The organism is Paenibacillus sp. sgz302191 (assembly GCF_057749925.1).
Window position 1 is genome coordinate 1 of sequence record NZ_JBYLHY010000059.1, and the last position, 20,915, is coordinate 20,915.

The 20,915-nt window shown below is 49.5% G+C and carries 20 protein-coding genes; 7 read left to right on the top strand and 13 right to left on the bottom strand.

The genetic code is table 11. The annotated features are described in order from the left end of the window. The first annotated feature begins 268 nt into the window (after positions 1-268). Positions 269-499 carry a hypothetical protein gene (locus AC3G2T_RS37895; protein WP_488438679.1) on the top strand — a complete coding sequence of 77 codons (231 nt, stop codon included), beginning with the start codon at positions 269-271 and terminating at the stop codon, positions 497-499. 491 nt (positions 500-990) lie between these two features. Here AC3G2T_RS37895 and AC3G2T_RS37900 read toward each other — a convergent pair whose 3' ends face one another. The 3 genes from AC3G2T_RS37900 to AC3G2T_RS37910 are packed head-to-tail and all read right to left on the bottom strand — an operon-like array spanning position 991 to position 4,086. Then, a complete protein-coding gene (locus AC3G2T_RS37900; protein ID WP_488438680.1) occupies positions 991-1,824 on the bottom strand; it encodes a carbohydrate ABC transporter permease in 834 nt (277 codons plus the stop codon). Continuing rightward, positions 1,821-2,687 (bottom strand): carbohydrate ABC transporter permease, encoded by an 867-nt coding sequence (locus tag AC3G2T_RS37905; RefSeq protein ID WP_488438681.1) that lies wholly within the window; start codon positions 2,685-2,687, stop codon positions 1,821-1,823. Before AC3G2T_RS37905 ends, AC3G2T_RS37900 begins: the two co-directional genes overlap by 4 nt. Before the next feature lie 19 nt (positions 2,688-2,706). Next, entirely contained in the window at positions 2,707-4,086 is a 1,380-nt protein-coding gene (locus AC3G2T_RS37910; RefSeq protein WP_488438682.1) for an ABC transporter substrate-binding protein, read from the bottom strand. Between the two features lie 532 nt (positions 4,087-4,618). On the opposite strand from AC3G2T_RS37910, the gene AC3G2T_RS37915 reads away from it, so the two are divergent. Together AC3G2T_RS37915 and AC3G2T_RS37920 are read left to right on the top strand one after the other, a co-directional pair. Continuing rightward, complete coding sequence (locus tag AC3G2T_RS37915) at positions 4,619-5,761, top strand: NADH-dependent flavin oxidoreductase (protein ID WP_488438683.1); 1,143 nt, start codon at positions 4,619-4,621, stop codon at positions 5,759-5,761. Positions 5,762-5,933: 172 nt separating this feature from the next. Further along, the gene (locus AC3G2T_RS37920; protein WP_488438684.1) at positions 5,934-6,503 is read left to right on the top strand and encodes a TetR/AcrR family transcriptional regulator; all 570 of its coding nucleotides are present in this window, start codon (positions 5,934-5,936) and stop codon (positions 6,501-6,503) included. Positions 6,504-6,706: 203 nt separating this feature from the next. Here the strand turns inward: AC3G2T_RS37920 and AC3G2T_RS37925 are convergent, their stop codons facing one another. From AC3G2T_RS37925 to AC3G2T_RS37935, 3 genes are read right to left on the bottom strand one after another with little or no spacing between them, the layout of a single operon-like run. Beyond that, entirely contained in the window at positions 6,707-7,051 is a 345-nt protein-coding gene (locus tag AC3G2T_RS37925) for a hypothetical protein (protein WP_488438685.1), read from the bottom strand. A 6-nt stretch (positions 7,052-7,057) separates the two neighbouring features. Next, positions 7,058-7,489, bottom strand: a complete 432-nt coding sequence (locus AC3G2T_RS37930; protein WP_488438686.1) for an SHOCT-like domain-containing protein — start codon at positions 7,487-7,489, stop codon at positions 7,058-7,060. A gap of 13 nt (positions 7,490-7,502) precedes the next feature. Further along, positions 7,503-7,868, bottom strand: a complete 366-nt coding sequence (locus AC3G2T_RS37935) for a DUF2089 domain-containing protein (RefSeq protein WP_063187382.1) — start codon at positions 7,866-7,868, stop codon at positions 7,503-7,505. A gap of 304 nt (positions 7,869-8,172) precedes the next feature. Here AC3G2T_RS37935 and AC3G2T_RS37940 point away from each other — a divergent pair, with 304 nt between their 5' ends. Beyond that, positions 8,173-8,697 carry a P-loop NTPase family protein gene (locus AC3G2T_RS37940; protein WP_488438687.1) on the top strand — a complete coding sequence of 175 codons (525 nt, stop codon included), beginning with the start codon at positions 8,173-8,175 and terminating at the stop codon, positions 8,695-8,697. Between the two features lie 88 nt (positions 8,698-8,785). On the opposite strand, the gene AC3G2T_RS37945 is transcribed toward AC3G2T_RS37940, so the two are convergent. From AC3G2T_RS37945 to AC3G2T_RS37960, 4 genes are all read right to left on the bottom strand, one after another. Next, positions 8,786-9,445 carry a TetR/AcrR family transcriptional regulator gene (locus AC3G2T_RS37945; RefSeq protein ID WP_488438688.1) on the bottom strand — a complete coding sequence of 220 codons (660 nt, stop codon included), beginning with the start codon at positions 9,443-9,445 and terminating at the stop codon, positions 8,786-8,788. A gap of 106 nt (positions 9,446-9,551) precedes the next feature. Then, positions 9,552-10,370, bottom strand: coding sequence for an oxidoreductase (locus AC3G2T_RS37950; RefSeq protein ID WP_488438689.1), 819 nt, complete (start codon positions 10,368-10,370; stop codon positions 9,552-9,554). 464 nt (positions 10,371-10,834) lie between these two features. Continuing rightward, the gene (locus AC3G2T_RS37955) at positions 10,835-12,358 is read right to left on the bottom strand and encodes a response regulator (protein ID WP_488438690.1); all 1,524 of its coding nucleotides are present in this window, start codon (positions 12,356-12,358) and stop codon (positions 10,835-10,837) included. Between the two features lie 33 nt (positions 12,359-12,391). After that, positions 12,392-14,218: a sensor histidine kinase gene (locus AC3G2T_RS37960; RefSeq protein WP_488438691.1), complete on the bottom strand. Its 1,827-nt coding sequence runs from the start codon at positions 14,216-14,218 to the stop codon at positions 12,392-12,394. A 200-nt stretch (positions 14,219-14,418) separates the two neighbouring features. Between AC3G2T_RS37960 and AC3G2T_RS37965 the strand changes: the two genes are divergently transcribed. Continuing rightward, the gene (locus tag AC3G2T_RS37965) at positions 14,419-15,684 is read left to right on the top strand and encodes an ATP-binding protein (RefSeq protein WP_488438692.1); all 1,266 of its coding nucleotides are present in this window, start codon (positions 14,419-14,421) and stop codon (positions 15,682-15,684) included. A gap of 1 nt (position 15,685) precedes the next feature. Here AC3G2T_RS37965 and AC3G2T_RS37970 read toward each other — a convergent pair whose 3' ends face one another. The 3 genes from AC3G2T_RS37970 to AC3G2T_RS37980 are packed head-to-tail and all read right to left on the bottom strand — an operon-like array spanning position 15,686 to position 17,368. Then, positions 15,686-16,486 (bottom strand): pyruvate, water dikinase regulatory protein, encoded by an 801-nt coding sequence (locus tag AC3G2T_RS37970; protein WP_474679638.1) that lies wholly within the window; start codon positions 16,484-16,486, stop codon positions 15,686-15,688. A gap of 17 nt (positions 16,487-16,503) precedes the next feature. Then, complete coding sequence (locus AC3G2T_RS37975) at positions 16,504-17,139, bottom strand: helix-turn-helix transcriptional regulator (protein WP_474679851.1); 636 nt, start codon at positions 17,137-17,139, stop codon at positions 16,504-16,506. Between the two features lie 40 nt (positions 17,140-17,179). Beyond that, positions 17,180-17,368 carry a GapA-binding peptide SR1P gene (locus tag AC3G2T_RS37980; RefSeq protein ID WP_474679639.1) on the bottom strand — a complete coding sequence of 63 codons (189 nt, stop codon included), beginning with the start codon at positions 17,366-17,368 and terminating at the stop codon, positions 17,180-17,182. Positions 17,369-17,973: 605 nt separating this feature from the next. On the opposite strand from AC3G2T_RS37980, the gene AC3G2T_RS37985 reads away from it, so the two are divergent. Both AC3G2T_RS37985 and AC3G2T_RS37990 read left to right on the top strand, forming a co-directional pair. Further along, on the top strand, positions 17,974-18,447 hold the full coding sequence (locus AC3G2T_RS37985; RefSeq protein ID WP_474679640.1) for a metal-dependent hydrolase: 474 nt from the start codon (positions 17,974-17,976) through the stop codon (positions 18,445-18,447). 526 nt (positions 18,448-18,973) lie between these two features. Beyond that, positions 18,974-20,188, top strand: coding sequence for a PASTA domain-containing protein (locus AC3G2T_RS37990; RefSeq protein WP_488438693.1), 1,215 nt, complete (start codon positions 18,974-18,976; stop codon positions 20,186-20,188). Positions 20,189-20,915 lie beyond the last annotated feature (727 nt).

Sequence of the window (20,915 nt, forward strand, 5' to 3'; positions counted from 1 at the left end):
GAGCTTCAGCGCAACATCGTCCCCATAGTGAAGGATCGCTCTTTCAAACGGAACAAACAGACAAAAGCTAACAAATTCACGAAGACCAAGCGGCGGGGGCTATAACCGCTTAACCTGACAACATTGGTTTGGCTCAAGCCCCGAAGATACTCCCACACTATAGCAAGCTGCTCCTCCCAAACAGGCGGTTTCCGTTGAAAAAGCTGCGCTTTCCAGTGTGCCCGAGCAAGAATCACGACATTCTATTTAGGCGGCTGGAAGGGATTGCATGTGGTTGAACACCCTCATGCGACACCACACCGTGCGATGGGAGCTGCGTTCGCAACATGTTTCGTTTAGCCGCCAAAAAGATGGCATGGCCATCGTTGAAACGGCTTGGCAACCCGAAAAGCCTGCGAAAGTGCAGGCTTTTTCCACGGCAGCGGCCCGTTTTTGGGAAAAACCTGCAAATGTGCAGGAATTTCCGGTTAAAACGGGCCTGAGTCAGCATATGAGCTAAAAAGCCTGCACATTTGCAGGAATTTTTCGCCACAAGCGTATCTACGAGCAAAAAACTGCATTTTTGCAGGTTTTCTTCGCCTGCCAAGTAAATGTGTGCCTCTAGCGAGCGAGTTTTGTGGATACGTGGCACTTTTGGCGGTTTGCGGAAGCAATGTGCTTTCAGCCACTTGCGGTAGCATAGCGCTTGCGGGGGACGTGGCGCGTATCACCAATCGCCTCACGCAGCCCGCGGTACATGGGCAGTGGCGCATTACTTCACGCAGCCCACTGCGCACGGGGCGGTGGCGCTTTTCCTCCGCAGCCCACAGCTCACGGGGCGGTGGCGAGGGCGGTCCTGCCCCGCTTCCGGCGGCAGCATTTTCGATGGCTGCCACCATTCGCGATGACGCCGGCCACGTCATAGCGGCCGTTCCCCTGGCAGCCCCGTTCCCGTGCATGCGCGAGCGGCATTCCAACGCAGCATGCCGGCCCCACATCCGCTCCTCCTCGTCAGCCCTTCACCGCCCCGGCTGTCATGCCCGCCACAATCCGCTTGTTGAAGAATAGAAACAAGATGAGCGGAGGCAGCGAAATCAGCACAATATCGGCAAACAGCAAATGCCAGTCGGTGTTGTACATGCTCGTAAAATTGTAAAGCGTCAGCTGCACTGTCGCATTTTCCGACCCGGGGAAAAAATACAGCGGATTGACAAAGTCGTTGAAAACGCCGATGGAAGTAAGGACGACGATCGTCGAGGTGACCGGCTTCAACAGCGGGAAAATAATGTTGAAAAACAACCGGGTCCCCCCGCACCCGTCCATAAAAGCGCTCTCGTCGATTTCCCGTGGAAGCGTCGCTGTAAAAGCCTTGTACAGGACCGCGGCAAACGGGAAGTGCAGCGCCACTTCGACCAGCGTAATGCCGGCCAGCGTTTTGAACATGCCGATCGTGTTCAGCACCCAGATCGTCGGCACGATCGCCGGCGGGATCATCAGGCCCGCAAGAATTACGAAATTGATCGCCGGCGAAGCTTTGCTTCCCTCTCGGCGCTGCAAAACGAACCCGGCCATGGCGCTGACGACAACCAGCACGAGGATGGACAAAACGGTAAGGAGCGTGCTGTTGTAAAACGCCCGGAGCAGCATGTTGTCCGAAGCCGTCAGCACCTCCTTGTAATTGGCCAGGAAATGAAACGATGTCGGCCAGGCCATGGACATTTCCGCAGCTTCGGCCCTGGTTTTCAACGATGTAATAATGACGAAGTAGAACGGTATCCAAAAAATCAGTGTCGTCAGCAATAGCGCCGTGAGCCCGATCGCAATCCGTCTCATGCTTGCGGTCATAAGTCCACCTCGCTTTTGGTCAATAACCTGTACAGCGGAAACGCAAGCGCCGATACGCCGATGAACAGGATGACATTGCCCGCCGTGGCAAGGCCGTAAAAGCCGGCCTGATACTGCTTGTAAATGATCGAAGCGATCAGGTCCGTCGTGAAGCCCGGCCCTCCCTTCGTCATCGCCCAGATCAAGTCGAAGGAGCGCAGGCCGCCGATGAACGCCAGGATGATGACCGAATTCATCGCCGGCCGGCTTAACGGCAGGGTGATGTGCCAAAAGGCGGACTTGGCGCTGCCGCCATCGATTTTCAGCGCTTCATAGTACTCCTGGGGGATCGCCATAATGCCTGCGATATAAATTACGGTCGCGATGCCGACGCCTTTCCAGACATCGACGGCTGCCACCGACAAAAGGGCAAGCCTGGTGTCCCCGAGCCAATCCGGACCGGTAATGCCGAATCCGGCGAGAGCCGTGTTGATCACCCCCTGCGAAGGATGCATCATCGTGGAAAAAGCGATCCCGACCGCAATCGTACTGAGCAAAGTCGGAAAAAAAACGACCGACCGCAGGTAGCTTTTAAACAATATCCGCGATGTTAGAAAAGCGCCGAGCAGCAAGCCGAGCAGCACTTTCAGCCCGCAGGTCGCTACCGCGTAAACGAGTGTGTTTCTAAAACCGATGCTGAGCGACGTCTCAGAAAAAAAGGCGACATAATTATCGAGTCCGATAAATTCCCAATCCGTCAGCGTCCATCTTGTCATGCTGAAAAAGAACGACAAGACCGTAGGCAGCAAATACAGCACGAAGTAAATAATGCCGGCCGGCAATAAAAAAGCGAACGAGTACATCTTCGCGTATGATCTCGTCATCGGATTCTCCCCTTCTTCTTTACCACCCCGGAAGCTTCAACTGCTGCGCCTGCTTCTGCACGTCTTTATCGTAGTCTTCCGCGCCTTTCTTCGCCGTGCTGATGCCGCTGCCTACCGAGACGGTTATATTTTCCAGGCTGGGCCCTTTGACCGGAGACAGGAACTCCAGCGCCGGAGCCGTTTTCCCCGAATCGAACAGCGGCTGCAAGTCCTTGATCGCCTGGAACGAGTCTTTGGGCAGTTCCACGCCTTTGATCACATAGGGGCCGGTAGCTTTCGCCGCCGCCGAATATACGGCCTGGCCTTCCGCGGATGCGAACCAGGCTATCCATTTTTTCGCCGCATCCAGCTTTTTGCTTTCCTTGTTGATATAAAGAGCTCCGGGCATCCATACCGTCAAACCGTTGATGTCGGCGCTGTCGCTCGGAATCGGAAATATGCCGATGTCGTTAACTTTATCGGGATACGATTTGCTGATGGCCTCGACGCCGTAAGAAAGCATCGGATAATGCGCACCTGTGCCTTCGGCCAGCATTTTCAGGCCGGTATCGTACGTAGTGGCGAGAAAATCTTTATTCATGTAGCCTTTTTTGTAGACGTCCTCGATTTTTTCAAAGCCCCGGAGAGCCGCAGGCGTCGTGACGTATTTGACCTTGTTGCCCGTATAGTCCGCCGCAAAGTTTGGAACCGCCGTCTGGACGTTGTAAAAATCGCCCAGCACGAACAGCTGCGAAGTCCACGTATCTTTGAAGGTGGAAATGACCGCCGTTTTGCCTGCCGCTTTAATTTTTTCGTTGTTGGCCATGAATTGCTCCCACGTTTTGGGGACTGACAAGCCGAGATCGGCGTACACTTTTTTGTTGTAAAGCATGGCGCCGACCGCGGACGACCCGACGGGAACCCCGAAAACTTTGCCGTTCGCGCTCACCGTCGATTTAAAAGAATCCATGACGTTCACCATGTAGGACTCATTCGTCAAATCCACGAAATTTTTCTCCGGGTTAATCGCTTGCAGCAGCGAGCCCGAATTGTACGAAAGCAGGTCGGACATGTCGCCGGTCGCAAGGCGCGTCTTGACGAGGTTGTCGCCTTCGGTGCCGCCCGGTTTAATATCCCAGTCGATAGCGATGTTCAGCTTTTTCTCGGCTTCGGCAGCTACGGCTTTGAGCGTTTCAAGCGTCGTGCCCGTGTTGCTGACCATCATTTTGATGGTCGTCTTGCCTGCGGGCGGCATTTCTTTCGAGCCGCTCCCGGTGGTTGGGGCTGCGCCCGGCGCAGCGGAACCGCCGCTTGATGCAGGCGCAGGCGCCGCACCGCCGCCGCCGCATCCCGCCAGCATGGCCAGCGACAGCAGCGCGCAAGCAGCGAGTTGACTCGTCTTGCTTCTTTTTGGACTCATTCCCATAACATCCTCCCCTTTGTTCTCGCGTGGACACCGCATGCCTGTACTTTTACCCGTTTTCCCGGGCAGCTCATGTATGCGTTTCCATAACTCTAAGTCTAATTCACGCGTCCATGCGGCACTACCTGTGTCCTTGTCTTTTTTAGGGGGGCGTATTTTCTTTTTGAACTTCGACAAGCAACTTTAGTGGCTGGGATCAGATCGTTGGGCTTTAAGACGTTAAAACGGCATTTGTGTTCATGCGGACGCCAAACGGCCAGGCAAACATAGAGCTAATCAAGTATTATAAGCCCGACAAGAATCCGTACCGATTTAGGTTATGGACTTATCGGTTCAGAATGGGTATACTAGGACCAGGAGGTGACATCCGTATGGCCCGCCCGCGGAACTTCGATGAAGACGATGTGTTTTCTTCATTATGGACCGATGCGTCCATAACTAAAATGCACGGACAAGCTTCTTGCTTTTTTTGTTTATTATGGACCATTAGGTCCGCAATAAAAACATACACGGGAAAGAGGAATGGAACATGAATGCTCAATACGAGCCTCTATTTGCATCGTTTCGTCTGCCTTCGGGCGTAAGGTTAAACAATCGGGTGATGATGGCGCCGATGGGCATTGGGGCATCCAGTCCAAACGGAGAAGTAACGGATGCAGAACTGGCTTATTATCGGGCTCGCGCTCAAGGAGCTGGCACTATCATTACAGCTAGCGCGCTCGTGTCGCAAAACGGAAAGTTCATCCAACATGGATTCGGCATCGATCACGACGAGCTGCTGCCCGGATTGAAAAAGCTGGCGGCTGTCATTCAGGAACACGGGGCCAAAGCGATTGTGCAACTTTATCATGGCGGTCGGCTGAGCAATCCGGCGATGGTTCCAAGCGGTCATGTGCTGAGCCCCAGTACGATCGCGGCAGAGCGTGAAGGAGCGGCCGTCCCCAAGGCGATGACGGAAGCGGAAATCGAAACGGCGATCGAAGAGTTCGCGCAGGCGACCCGCAGGGCAATCGAAGCCGGCTTTGACGGGGTTGAAATTCACGGTGCCAACGGGTTGCTGATCCATCAGTTCTTTTCCCCGCATGCGAACCGAAGGGAAGACAAGTGGGGTGGAACGTTGGAAAATCGGATGGCCTTCCCGCTCGCAGTCGTGAAACGCGTCCAAAAAACCGTTGCGGCGCATGCAACGTCGCCATTTGCAGTCGGGTACCGCATTTCGCCGGAGGAAAAAGAAACGCCGGGAATCACCATGGCCGATACGCTTCATTTTGTCGACGTGCTGGCGGAACAAAACCTGGATTACATCCATCTTTCCGTGGAACACTTCTGGCAGAGTCCGAGAACGGACGACAAGATCGCAAAGCCGCGAATCGTGATGGTGCAGGAACTCGTCGGCGACCGCGTCCCCGTTATCGGTGTCGGAGGACTGTGGACCCCCGATGATGTCGTGGAAGCTCTGAGCACGGGCGTTCCATTGATCTCGCTTGGCCATGCCATGATTATTAATCCGGAATGGGTAGCCCTGGTCCAAAACGGACGGGAGGAGGAAATCAAAACGACGCTTTCGCGTTCCGCGCAGGAGAAACTTGCGATTCCCGACGGAATATGGGGCAGGATCATGAGTATACCTGGCTGGTTCCAAGTGGTGGATGAAGAGGGTACGGAAGGTTAAGGCATTGGCGAATCGATGCGAAGGAGAGGCTATCCGGAATGATGCCGGAGAAGCCTCTTCAAGGCATTTTTGAAGGCAGCGCTCCGCTGTAGAGCAGTATTATTGAAACAACTACATGTTCTGTACTTACTGGTCCGGCATGTATATAATATGTTCGGGAGGGGGTACACATATGGTACGGCCGCGCAATTTCGATGAAAACGAAGTTTTAAAAAAAGCAATGGCTCTATTTTGGGCCAAAGGATATGAAGCATCGTCTCTAAGCGATTTGTTACAAGCGACGGGGCTCAGTAAAAGCAGTTTATACGAAACGTTCGGCAGCAAGCACGATCTATTTATTCGAGCATTCCAGATCTACCGGACCAAACGTATGAAGGGGTTAATGGATCATTTGAGCGACGCGAACGTTTACCGGGGGATTGAATCTGCATTACATGCGCTCTTTGACGGTACCGGCAGTCCATTGGGCTGCATGACGTCCAATGGTGCGATCGAATTGGCTCCGCATGACAAGATGATCCAGAAGCTGGTCGAAAGCGACTTTGATGATGTCGAGCTTGCTTTTTTCCATGCGATCGAAAGAGGAAAAAGCAATGGCTCTATCCAAACCGAAACAGAGTCCCTGGAACTTGCACGTTTTCTCACCGTCTCCTTTCATGGAATCAACGTCATGGTGCGGGCAAAATCCAAGCGGGAAAGAATCGAGGGTGCCGTCTCCATTATTTTGGATCGGTTGAAATGACTAGAGCGTTCAGCTCGCTTTCTTCATCCCTGTTATGGACCGCTTGGTCTTTGTTGAACGAAAAGGGGACAGATCCGGCGATCCATCTACGTCTGCGCGTTGATTTTACGACGGAAAATGTCGCTTCTGTGGTCATGGAGGCACGATTTTGATTACCGCACCAGTAAAGTCGGCACCAGAGAAATCGTAAATGAAAGCTTCGCCTACAATTTAATCAACACTTCCGTGCCGTCCTGAGCCTGGACATCGACCAGAACCGTCCCTTTGCAACGTTGCAACTCCTTGATGAGCTGCCTGATCGCTTGCTTCGTGTTTCGGTTTTCGAGAAGCGACAGCACCAGTTCAATCCCGAACCGGATGCTGCCCGAATCGAAATCATGCTTCCGGCTCGAGTACCCACCCTCATGTCCGCCGTGCTTGTTCAGCCAATCCTTCATTTTGCGCTGGACTAAATTGGAAGTCAGGATACCACTCCCCATGCGCAATACGGCATAAGGGACCGGAATCGTAAAAGCGTACTCCTTGCTCTTAACCTTCACAATCATCATGACCCATCACTCAATCACTACGGTGACGGTATCCTTTTCACCGGATCGGACGTCAACGATTTGCCCGTCAAGCTCGTTCTCGATTGCATCGATCAGCAGGTCGATATCGATATCCTTTACATATTTCGCAGCCTGCGGAATATTGGACGCGATGCTGTGCCCCGCTCCGAGAACAGCCTTCACCAGTTTAATCGGCAAATTGATGTTGACATTATCGTTTTCTTGGGATGTTACCCGTATTTTCAACGTTTTGTCTAAATAACCGCCGGATGCCGATGACAGTTTCTTCGAATAGTCGGGTTTCCCCAGCACCTGCACGGCTTGCGATGTATGAGCCGTTTGCTTCTCCTTTAGCGCAGCAATCAACTCCGAAGCCTTGTCTGAATCAATTTTGCCTTCCTGCATCATGGACAGCACTTTGCTGATTTCTTCTTTCATCGTTTCTTCCTCCTTATTCATCCTTCAACATTTTGACCGCTTCATCCGCGGTGATTTCGCCATTCTCCAGCATGGAAATGACCTTCTTCTCATCGACTTCCGGCTTCTTCCGCGTATCGTATCCGAGGGCCGTAATGATATCATTGAGCTTGCCGCGCACCGTCGGGTAAGATATGCCGAGCTCTTTCTCCACTTCCTTTATGTTGCCCCTGTTCACTAGAAAGGTGATCACAAAATGGAGCTGTTCGGGCGAGAGTAGAGCCAGCTTTGATAATTCAAACGTGTTCTCAATCGTCGTCCGGCAATGTCCGCATTCCAGTTTGACGGCGTGCAGCGGATGGTCGCATACAGGACACTGTGTGATGATGGGATATTTCATACTCTACTCCTTTCTTTTTTTAAATTATAAATCAAAATATTCAATTTGTAAATTCATAAAATTAATTATTTTAATTCAATTATTAATTTTATTGATTTTCCAGGTTATTATATTGAATATTTTAAAATGCTCTATTTAAAAAAAGAAAGCCTCGGATGACGATAGCGCGCGGCGGTGGATCCGATCCATCGCCGATTTGCGTTGCCGTCAGACTTCGTTCAACAAACTGGCAGATTAATGCTATTGCAGGATATGGAAAAGGGTGTGAGGAATTATGTTCTAAAAACTTATATGTGGAAAGTTGATGATCGAATTGAACATGGATGCTCCGAGAAAAATTCATATTATAGGTTCCGTTGGCAGCGGTAAAACAACTTTAGCTAGAACCCTATCTTTGAAATTGAAAATTCCACATTACGAATTGGATAATGTTGTATGGAAGCGAAGCAATCCAAGCGACATTAAAAGAACTATTGAAGAACGGGATCACATATTGAGTACATGTATTCAGTCCGATGCTTGGATTATTGAGGGTGCTCATTACAACGAATGGGTGTTCCCGAGTTTTAATAATGCTGACTTGATCATTTTTTTAGATACCGGCTATTCCAAACGAAATTATCGAATAGTCAGAAGATTTATATTGCAGTTACTCAGAATCGAAAAATCAAACTATAGACCATCCTTTAAAATATTTAGAAACATGTTTATCTGGAATGATAATTTCGAAAGACGAATTAAACCGAAATTATTAGAAAAATTGAAACTGTATGATTCCAAGTCCATAACACTAAAGGATAATATTGAAATTACTAACCACTTCAACTAGCAAAAACGCTTGTAAAGCTTTATCTGAAAAGAAGATTAAGATATGCAAAAAAACCACGCAGCAGCGTGGATTTCAAAAGTAATTATGTTTAATACCTTCGATTTTTACTATAACCTTCTAGATAATGATTCATTGTTGCAATAACATCTTGCTTAAAGTCACGTTTGAGTCCATGCAGTCCGTTCTTTTCGATAATGTCAATAACCTCCGCAGGCAAGGTGGCAGATAGTTTGCATCCGGTAATAATCGATGCCTCCATTTGAAGAATTTCCATTACATCCTCTTGAGTTAATGCATTATTTTCACAAATTATGAACACCAAATCCGTCATTAACTTATATAAATTCAGTTTCTGGATTAACATTGTTTCCGCGTCTACATTTTTTTCAAATACAGCCGTACGCATGGATTCCAGTTTTATATACAGGGGATTATCGTCAACCAGTTCTGTAAGCTCATTCATGACAAGATTTTGGAAATCATTGAAATTCCTGATTGGCGTTTCTTTCGCCATTTCGGTCAGACATGCAACTCTTTTCTCATACTCTCGACAAAGCAGGCTAAAGAACAAAGCCTCTTTAGTTTTAAAATACACAAACAGAATGCCATTAGACATGCCCATCTGCTTGGCAATATCGGACATTTTAATTTTTTCGTATTCGGATGAAAGAAACATTTCAGACGCTTTATCAAGAATAGCCTGAGCTTTTAAAGCCTTTGCTTCAGGAGTCATTGCACGTTTTGCCATAACCTCATCACTCCATTTCGATTAATTTTATTCCATTATCGATTTGGAGTCAAAATTGAACTCTAGAGCCACGATGTTTATCGTGAGTGCATCATCTCCACCCTTATTAACCGAACATTCTGATAATTCTGTCGTAAGCGCGGTCTCCAAAAACATTTTTTATGAACACCATAGGCTTTGCCATAAAACCGACAAGATATCGTGTTTTCGGTCTTTTAACTGTTACAGCTCTTCCAATGGTGCGTGCAATTAGTTCAGGCTTTGACAATTGATTGCCCGTATAATTTTTGATCATGCCATCGGCTGCTTTACTGGCGGCCTGGGCATACGGCCCCTTGGCAGATACTTTTTTTAGATTCTCAGCGGCAATAATACCCCAGTCCGTTTTGATTCCGCCTGGTTCCACCACGATGACATCAATGCCAAACGGTGCCAACTCCAAGCGAAGGCAATCTGAAAGACCTTCCACCGCAAACTTTGTCGCATGATACCAGCCACCGAAATTCGTCCAAATTTTACCTCCCATTGAAGAAACATTAACAACTTTACCGAATTTATTTTTTCTCATACTCGGCACCACAAGCTGGATCATTCTCGCAAGTCCGAATACATTCACTTCTACTTGACGCCGGGCTTCTTCCATTGGAACGTCTTCTATTGCTCCATACGAACCATATCCTGCATTATTGATCAGGACGTCAATTCTGCCTTCTTTTTTTAGAATCTCATTAACGCATTGAATCATGGATGCGTCATTGGTTACATCCAAAGAAATTGGATGAATCCCTTTTGCCGCGAGATCTTGCATTTTATCTATGCGCCGGGCGGCTGCATAAACAGTAAAACCCTTATTTTTTAGCTCGATGGCTGCTTCTTTACCTATGCCGGAAGATGCACCTGTAATCAAAACAACTTTTTGACTCATAAACAAAACCTCCATACAAATAATTGATTTTGAGTCAATTATAAGTGACTCTAAGTCAATTGTCAACTAGTCATGCATAATGAAGTAAGAAAAGGCCAACCTTATAACTTCAACTAACGGGACTAGATAGTTGAATATGCAAAAGAGACGCGGCTGTCGGCATAAATCGACAGCCGCGTTGTACTAAAGGGCAAGTTTTTCGCGACACTCGGTTAGGGCTACGGGAAACAGGGAACCCTAATTTGAGGGACAGCCGCTTTTTCCGGGCGCTACCTCTCCTTGTGAGGTTGCAGAACAGAACATATTGGGCAGGGAGGCATCGTGGTAGGGAAAAACCTGCACAATTGCAGGAATTGTTCGTGGCCAGCGATCAAGAACGCAAATTCATGTATTTTTGCAGGTTTTCTTCGTGCAGCCGGGCAGATTGTGGTTATCGCCTCTGACGCGGGGCGCTTACGGGTTATTTATGAAAAAGGGGCTTGTTTGCGTTTTCCGTAAGCTGCGGGAGTTTCGCCGACTATTTTTTTAAACAGCTGGCTAAAATGTTTCGTGTCTTCGTAGCCGACAAGGCTGCTGACATCGGCGAGCCGGTCAACCCCTTCCGTCAGCAGCGTCTGCGCTTTGCCGATGCGGTAGCGGATCAAATATTCGGAGAACGTGCAGCCCGTCTGGGATTTGAACAGTCTGGACAAATAGCTCAGGCTGACATGGTGCTCGGCGGCGAACTGCTGCAAGCAAATATCGCGCTGATAATTGTTGTGAATCCAATTCATCAAGACGGGAGCGAGACTTTTCGGCTTTAATTCCTTCGGCTCGTGCTTGCAAAACAAGCTGACGATTCGGTCTTCCAGCCAGTCCGACAATTCGCGGTAAGTCGTTATTTGCTCAAAAATTTTCATATCCTCCTGCCAATGACCGGACTTTATATCGGCTCCCGCCGCGGATTGCAGATTGTAGGTCAAAGAGTACAGCATGTCGCCTACGAACAGCAGCAGCTGTTTCATGGTGATGTCCTTCTGCTGCAGCTCGCCTACGATTTTATAAACGGTTTGTTTGGCTTTCACGATACCACCCTGCAGCAAGCAGCTTTGCAGCACTCTGACCTTGTCCCACACTCCGCCCAAATCGGCTTCCGCGGCTTGCGTCCCGGGAGCAATGAACGAAGAAACGCCAAGCTTCATATGCTCTTCCAACTGTTTGTTTACAAAAGCGAAGCATTTGTGAAGGGGCTCCTTTTCCCTTTTGAACACGTAGCTGAGATGGACGCGGTTGCCGGTCTGCTGCAGCTCATGATGCAGCGAGACGAGGCTCGCAATGATGCCCCCTGCATGGGAACCGGCGTGAGCCGGGATCAGGACGGCCTTGCGCTGCGAGTCGATATCGATGCAGTGGATGCTTTGCTCCTGAAAGGTACCGTCCAGGAACGGCCGTTTGATGTCGCCGCTGCTGACGCTTGTCTCCTTCCAGCCTCTTGCCGACGCCCGGTTCTCCAGCAAAAGAAGCGCCAGGCACCAGGGCCGGCGGTCCAAAGCGGCGGAAAGCTCGTTTTCCGGAAAAGAGGAAGCGAGCAGCATCTGCACGACGGACCAGTTGATGCGTTCCGCCTTTTGCCTCTCATCGCTTTCGATGGCTTGAATCGCCCTGTCGATCGTTTTGTATAAAACATCTTTTTTGACGGGCTTCAGCAAATAATCGGCCGCCCCGAGCTGCATCCCCTTCTGTGCATACGCAAACTGATCGTGCACGCTCAAAATAATGCCTTTGACCGGATGCTCCGCAAGGTTCAGGCGGGCGATCAATTCCAGGCCGTCCATACCGGGCATATTGATGTCCGTCAGCACCAAATGCGGGCTTGTATGACTCGCGGCCGCCAAAGCGTCTTCGCCATTCTCAAAAGCGAATATGCGATGCTGCGGTTCATACGCTTTGAACAGCTCGACCAGTTCCGCCAACGCCCATCTTTCATCCTCAACCAGGTAAATGTTCATCTGCCGCCATTCCCTTCCCCTTTTTCGCGTCCGTCACGTCCGCCCGTGTACGATGAACGGAAATTCCAATTTCAAAGTTGTTCCCGCACCCGGACGGCTGCAAAGCCCTATCCGATAGTTCCCGCCATAAAACAGCTGCATGCGCTGGCGGATGTTGAGCAGCCCGATCCCTTCCGTTTCATTGTAAAGCTCCTTGATCCGGTTGGACTCGCCGAGCAGGCTTTGCAGTTCCAGCAGCTTCCTGCCCTCGATGCCCTTGCCGTTATCGCTGACCTCGATGATCAGGAGACCTTCCCTTTGGCAGGCGCGCAGTTCGATGCGGCCGCCCGACTTCATTTTGCCGAGCCCGTGAATGACCGCGTTTTCAATCAAGGGCTGAACGGTCAGCTTCAACACGGAAGCTTGCAGCAGTTCGTCCGGAATGCCGATGTGCAGCTCGAACCTGCCGCCGAAGCGGTGCTGCTGGATGTTCATATAATTTTTAATATGCTCCAATTCCTCCCGTAGCGGCACCGGATGCTGCAAGTTTCTCATGCTGTATTGAAACAGCTCGGCCAGCGATTCGGACATTTCGGCGACCTCCTCGATTCCCCTGATCCGGCTGATCGATTTCATAATGTTGAGCGTATTGTACAAAAAATGCGGATTGATTTGCGCCTGCAAAGCCGACAGCTGGGCGTTCTTCTCCGCCAGTTTCGATTCGTAGACTTCGCTGATCAAGCGGGATATGCTGTCCAGCATGTTGTTGTAAATGCGGCTCAAGCGGCCGATTTCGTTATTTCCGGCGAACTCCATGCGCTGACTGAAATCGCCCAGTTCCACCCGGTTCATCTTCTTCATCATATGACGCAGAGGAAGGGTGATATGATGGGACAGCATGTAGGAGACGACGGCGATGAGCAGTGTCGCCAGAAGGCCGACGACAAACACGATATATTGCGACCGCTTTTGTTTGGACAGCAAATAATCGTTCGGAATGAGAATAATCGTATTCCAATTCGTATAGTCCGATTTTTCGAACGTGTACACGTACGGCCGCCCGTTCCAATCGACGTCCCCGGAGCGGCCGTTCCGCCTAAAAATCGATGGGTCCAGCCGAATGTCGGGCGAGCCGGTCAGTTCGTTCCGGTTGTCGTAGACGACATGGCCGTCATCCGTAATAATAAATACGCGCATATGGTTTTCGATTTCGTTGCTATCCGGTTGGACCAGCATATTTTTAAACACATCGGCGTTGATATTGATTTTCATGAACCCGATAATTTCCCGGTTCGGAATTCGGTTGATGTTGCGCACAAAGGAGATGACGTTATCCCCTTCGTCCGCGACCGAAACTTCTTTTGCGGTAGGCAGCAAAAAGAACTTGTTTTTATACGTGTAGTCGTTCATTTCGTACCACGATTCGTTTTGCAAATACAAGGATTCGCCGCCGAGGCTGCTGTTCGCTTTCAGGCTTTTCCCCTTGGACACGTAGTAGACGCTGTTGTCGGTCGTGAAGATGAAAATGCTCTGCATATAAGGCCGCGCGCTCAAGTACGTGCTGAGCTGGTTGTTGATCGCCAATTCGATTCTGTTCTGCTCGACCGAATTCGCGGTTTCGTAATGGTCCAGCAAGTTCCGTTGAACGATCGGATCTCCGAATATCGATGCCGAGAGCTTCTCAATGTCTTGAATGTATAGCTCGACCGTGCGGCTGAACTGCCTCGTTATCGTATTCGAAAGCGAAAGCGTCTGCGTTTTGATATCGCTTACATTTTTATAATAAAAAATAAGGCAGGTCAAAACGACAATAAACAAAGAGACGGCCGAAAACGTAACAAACATTTTGGTTTTGAGCATGTAATCGTTCCATCTCTTCATGCCGCATGCAGCCCCTTTTCCGAGGATATCCCTATTCCTGATTATAAAAGGATCTTTTCCGCGAATAAAGGTTCAAAACATAGGAGTCGGGGCATCTCCCGCCGTTTGTCGGGGAGAACTTGAATTGGAGGGATTCGGAAAGGATACGTCGAAATGGAAAACTGAATCGTGCGCAGTTAGTCGATACTGGGGATGACGACATGAATCTTTTTAAAGAAATTATTCTTCAGCTCTTTTTTGCTCTTATTCCTTTCGTCGCATTTAATATTTACTACCGGGACAAAAACAGAAATTACAGCCGTTCTTTCATTCTCCTGACAAGCACGGTCTGTTTGCTCCTATCGATGATTTTCGCTTCCAGAGTAGTAGACGGGATTTTTTTCGATATCCGCTATGTCATTTTGCTTTTCGGCCTTTATTACGGCGGCATCCGGACAGGTGTGATCCTGCTCGTTGAATTTGCCGTTTACCGGTTCTATGTGGGCGGCGATGGCAAGTGGATCGCTATGATCATATTGGCGGTTATTTTTGTTTTATCGATTTTATTTTACAAATTTTTCAAAACCACTTCCCGCAAACCGCTGGTCATTTTTGGAGCCGGGCTCGTTTTCTCGATGATTCCGCTTGCGCTCACGTACGCATATTTCCCGCACTCTATAATCCGGCATTTGGGTTGTCATATTTTCATCATTCCCTTGCAAAATTCGCTCGGCATTTGGCTGCTGATGTCTTTGTTCGGCAAATCCGTTGCGGAAAAGGATATGTTCATCCGGCACAGGCTGCACGAAAAAATGGATACGATGAACCACGTGGCGGCTTCTCTCGCTCATGAAGTTCGCAACCCGCTTACGGCCGTGCAGGGCTTCCTGAAATTGATTCAAAAAAACCCCGCCAACTACAAAAAGATCGAGCAATATATCCAGATCAGTCTGGAGGAAATACAGCGAACCGAATCCATCCTGTCCGAGTATCTCACCGTCTCCAAGCCTCCTGCAAATCACCTGGAGCTTTTTAACTTTTCCGGACAGCTGCCCCTTATTGCAGAAGCGATGCGCCCGCTTGCGGGTACGTACGGCGTAAAGCTTGAAATTCATGCCCCCGCCCCCGAAATCCCGGTGAACATATGGGCCCACACGGATGAACTGAAGCAGGCGCTTGCCCATTTTATCAAAAATGCCATCGAGGCGTGTTCGCAGGTGCCGGACGGCAAAGTCGTGCTCAGACTTGTGCCCGCAGAAAAAAATGCCGTATTTTCCATTACGGATAATGGAATCGGCATGAATGAAGAGCAAATGAACCGCTTGGGCTCGATTTATTTTTCGACGAAATCCAACGGAACGGGACTTGGACTTACCTACTCGTACCAAGTGATTCATTCCCTCGGGGGCACGATATCGGTTGCAAGCAAAGTGAAGTCGGGCACGAAATTCACCATCGCATTCCCTTACGATCCCCCCGGCAAATGAGCTACATCGTATCCAAAATAATGCCGGCCGTCTCCTCGATCGCTTTTTCCGTCACATCGATTACGCTGCAGCCGAGCTGTTTGTACAAATCCAGGGCGAATTCGATCTCCTCCGCCACCCTTTCCAAAGAAGCATATTTGGCGCCAAAAGGAAGCCCGACCGCTCTCAAACGCTCGGCGCGAATCTTGATCAGCTGCTCCGCATTCATCGTCAGCCCGATCAGCTTGCTCTTGTTCAAGGAAAATAACGTTGCAGGCGGCTTCACTTCCGGCACCAGCGGATAGTTGGCCACTTTATAGCCCTTATGCGCCAAATAGATGCTGAGCGGCGTCTTCGACGTTCTGGACACGCCCAGAAGCACGATATGCGCATGTTTGAAAGCGCTCGTATCTTTGCCGTCGTCATACTTGACGGCGAACTCGATGGCTTCGACCCGTTTATAGTAATCTTCGTCCATCTGATGCAGGAGGCCCGCTTTCCTTTTGGGCGAATCTTTGAAAGTGTCTATGAAAGCTTGCATGACAGGACCCAAGATATCGATCGCGCTCACGTTCAAGCGAATCGATTCTTGGCGCATCATCTCTCTTAATTCCGGAAGAACGAGCGTGTAGACAACAAATCCTCCGAGACGCGAGACTTCTTCCATCATGCTGCGAATTTCTTCTTCTGTTCGTACGGACCCGAAGCGTCTTATGTTGACGCGGCTGGCGTTAAATTGACGAATTGTCGCCTGAACGACCGTATTTGCCGTTTCCCCCACCGAATCCGAACAAACGAAAATCGTTTGGACTTTATCCTCCACCCGCAAATTCCTCCTATTTACTCCCCTTGAGCCGCTTCCAGCAGTAATTTGGTCATGGTCGTCTTCGTAATTCTTCCGACCACCTCGTCCTGCTCCTGCTCGGTCCCCATCTTAACGACCGGAAGACTATCGACTTGATGAGCGATCATTTTCCGGGCCGCATCAAGCACATCGTCCTCTGGGCCGACTTTTACAATATTCGGGTTCCTCGTCATCACCAGACTAATCGGCATCGACGTGGCCGAAGCATTGCCCAGCGTAACCTTCAACAGATCTTTCCGCGAGACGATGCCGACCAGCGAGCCGCTGGCATTTACGATGATCAGGGTCCCGACATTTTCCAGAAAAAGGGAAACCACAGCATCGCTGACAGTTGCCGTTTCACGCAAAACGACAGGAATTCCCATAACTTCTTTGACTTTCATCCCGTCTAATTTTTTGTACCGTGATTCTTCCTGGATCGCTTCCTTTCCAAGAAAATAACCGACCTTGGGCTTGGCATCGATATATCCGAGCATAACAAGCAAAGCCAGATCGGACCGAATCGTAGGACGGCTGATTCCGAGCATCTCGGCAATGCGCTCTCCGGTAATCGGGGCATGCTGTTTGACCAATTCGATGATTTCCATTTGGCGGGATGTAAGCTCTATAATGTTTCCCTCCCCAAATCTTCGTTCTCATCCTTATTGTAGCCTATCTGCCCGTCGTGTCAAACCGCTCATTATCGCTTTGCCGGCATTCCGCCGTATTGCACAGGCCGTAAATCTTGGCGACACCGCTAGTCGGAACCGAAGTAATGATTCTATTGCAGTTTTTGCAAATAACGACACCAAGATCATACCTGTGAATGGCTGCCAAATGCACATAAGAATTGTCAGACATACGCTTTCCTCCCTCGCTCTAAAAAAGTGCGCACAAACGATATTTGATATGTATTAAATATATAATAAATTGATTTATATCACAATAAATAAAGAGAAATTCGTTGCAAATGCGGATAAATGATGTAATAAATGCTGGATTTATAGAAAATTTCGTTATCGATCATAGGACGAAGCGTCCGTAGCATACGCTTTTAAATAACTAATCACGAGGTGATCAGCATGATTCATGAGTCCATGACGCTCGGGCAATTCATGGAAAGACCGCAAAAACAAAGCCGCCGCAGATCTGTCCTGCTCATAAGAATACCGGGAGGTAAAAAGACGGCGCGGTTCATTCGCTATGTTTTCAATTAAAACCGGCGCCCGTTCGAGGCGCTCCGTCAAAAAAGCTTAGCCCCTTTTACTGCCCTGTGCAGGAATGGGACTAAGCTTTTTTTCATCGTATCCCGCCGGATTTGGGCTGCGTACCATATTGCTGCTTGCTTCGAGAGGCAAACATACGTACTATTATCGTAAGTACCTCTCGAAGACTATACTGTTCTCGAATTACGCATAGAGGTACCGTTTAAGGAGGTCTTTTTTATTTTACAGAAAACGCACAGCGTGGCGGGACTCGTAGCCGCCGAAATCGTAATCATTCATCAAGACGTGCCTTTTTTGTCCTGGGAGGCTGCCGGCGCGCTCCTGCTCGGTTGTTTGGCCGGTACTTTGGCCGATGTGGACAAGCCGGGTTCGACGATGGCCAAGGTGCTGTTTCCGCTGTCGGCGCTGCTTCAAATTCTTAAAGTACGTCACAGAACCGTTACGCACTCCATCCTTTTTACCCTCGCATTGGCCGGATTTACTTCCGCATTGCCCGCTTTGTACTTCTGGGTGTTCGTTACGGCTTATGCTTCGCATCCGCTTATCGATCTGCTTAACGAGAAGGGCGTGCAGCTGCTTTGGCCGTTGAAGTGGAAAATTCGCGTTCTGCCCAAATTTCTTGCGGTGGACACAGGCTCGATGAGCGAAACGGTATTTCAATGGCTGCTGCTCGCCGTCAGCTTATGGATTCCTTTCTCGACGATCAAGTTCTAAAACACATCTGAGCCGAACGGCTCTTTTTTTATGCAAAAAGGTATGGAAGGCCTGCAGCACGGTACCAAAAGCCTGCAAAAGTGCAGGCTTTTTCGCTGAAAGCGGCTCGTTTGGAGGAAAAACCTGCGATTGTGCAGGAATTTTCGACCGTTGGGGAGCTGGGCAGGAGTTTGGGCGGAAATTCCTGCACTTTTGCAGGAATTCTTCGCTGCAGGCGGATCGAGGTGCAAAAAGCTGCACTTTTGCAGGAATTTTTCGCTGTGGGCGGATCAGGTCGCAAAAAAACCGTACGTTTGCAGGTGGTGCCCGCGCGCGATGCGAAGCAGACAAGCTGCTTCCAGTGTGCGGTTTTTCAATAGTCTCAAAATTTACAAATTGTTCTGACCGAATACGCTGGGTTTCCTCTCATTTTACATATATACTAGATGATAGGTCATATTGAACTCAAAATCGCTGCGGGCTTCGAATTCTATACTTTATGAGTTTCCCGAACTCACTACCCTGTCAAGAGAGGATGGATTGTAAATTGAATAAATCCATAGAACAAAGATATGTTCCTCATTCGCAATTACTCTCATTGCATAGAGGAAACCTGCACTACGGAGAAGACGTGTCCTTGCGCAGGCCGGTTATATTATTTACCGCCGAATACGGGAGCACACAGTCGGCCGAAGCTTATATCCAAAAATTCAGAAAAACCGCTTCCTTTAATCATGATGGATTTCACCATATACTTGATACTTTTTTTGCGGAAAGTTCGGTGCTGATCGTGCTTCAATTCAGACCGGGCAGACTGCTGCGCGAGGAACTTGACAAAAAGCGCTGGACATTTCCGGAAGCTGTCAACCTCGTTGCCGACCTCGGCGTCTCGATGCTGGATGCTATGGAAGAGCAGATTACAGGTTTTTCTATCGGCGCCGACAATTTGTGGCTGAGCGAGGACGGACGGCTCTCCGTGATTAATTATTGGGAAGAAGGGGAACCGCAAACGCAAGGAGCAATCGGTCTGTGCCGCTTGTTTACCCGGCTGTTGTCAGGCTCTGCGGAAATACCCGGCCCGTTCGAAGCGCTGCACACGCACCTTGAACGAACCCGCATCCCCATGGCGACGCCGGAGCAAAAAGACGCTTTGGTAAAACTGATCAAGCGCGTTTCCCAGGGGCAGGCGTCTTTATCGTCGCTTGTTTTCGAACTTCGCGGCCTGCCGGCCGCAAACGCAAATAAACCCGACAACGAGGAAATAAAAGCTCCTCCCGTTCGGGAAGCCGTGCCTGTGGATGACGACGAAACGGATGAAGAGCCCACCCGTCCGGGCGGCAAAAGGCTCGGTCTAAGCCTTGGAGCGGTCGCCTTTTTGGCGGCTGTGGCCGTCGTCTGGGCACTGTGGCCATCCGCCAAATCGAAAGAGCACGTAACCGTGCCGCCAAGCGCTTCGGCCAAACCGACTGCGTCCCCTTCCCCGGCCCATACGCCGGAACTCGGACAAAAGCAGACGACCGCAGGAACAGGCAACCGCAGCGACGGAATGGGACAAACCGAGGAAGTGCTCATACCGAATCTGGTAGGAATGACGCAGGCGGATGCCGAAAGTCAGGCATTGTCCTCCGGCCTGCACTACAAATTTTACCTGGAAGCCAGCGACAAAGCCGACGGTTCCGTCTTCAAACAGGACCCGCCGGCAGGAACCAAAGCTTACAAAGGCGACAACATTACGTTCTGGATCAGCAAAAACAGCCAATAGCTTACAGCAAAGTGGGGAATCTTTGCCTTGCTTTGCTTTTCCGTGCTCTTAAAACCGCCGGGTAATCGGCCGTTTTAGAAGGGGACCAACTACATTCAAATTCTGGGTTGATGCGCAAACCGGCAATCTTTTGGAATTGGAAGAGACTAACGAAAAAATGAGATTACAAGCAGCGTTAAAGTTCTGGAAATCAAAATGAATGCCGTAGTGGATCGACCAGATTTAAGGTTGAAGAACCGAACGGATCAAAAAAAGGAACCAAGTATACTTGACCTTGAATTCCTTTTTTTGCATTACAGATAATTTGAGTGTACTATGTGAGGCAAGCAATGTGATGGATAGATTTCGCGGCCGAGTTCAGTGGCAAGCCCATTCGCCGAAACGGCACAGGCGTCTAAACTAAACAGTCCGACTTGCGAAAAAGGGCGGGGTGCCCGGACGTTTCCATCACCTGGTTCGGCGGAAGCCCCGGCAGTCGGTAGACACCGCCCTAAAAGCTGCTCGCTTAGGCGTCACTGAAGCGCTAAGGTACAAAAAGCCTGCAAAAATACAGGTATTTTCACATTTGATGCGCTCTGCTCGGAAATTCCTGCAAATGTACCACTAGCTTTGCAAACAAATGTAACAAACCATATTTTTTAAATGTTATTTAACAAAAAAGGTAAATTAATGTTGAAATTTTGCATAAAAAAACCTATTCTAATGGTCAGATCATCTAGGCGTGTTA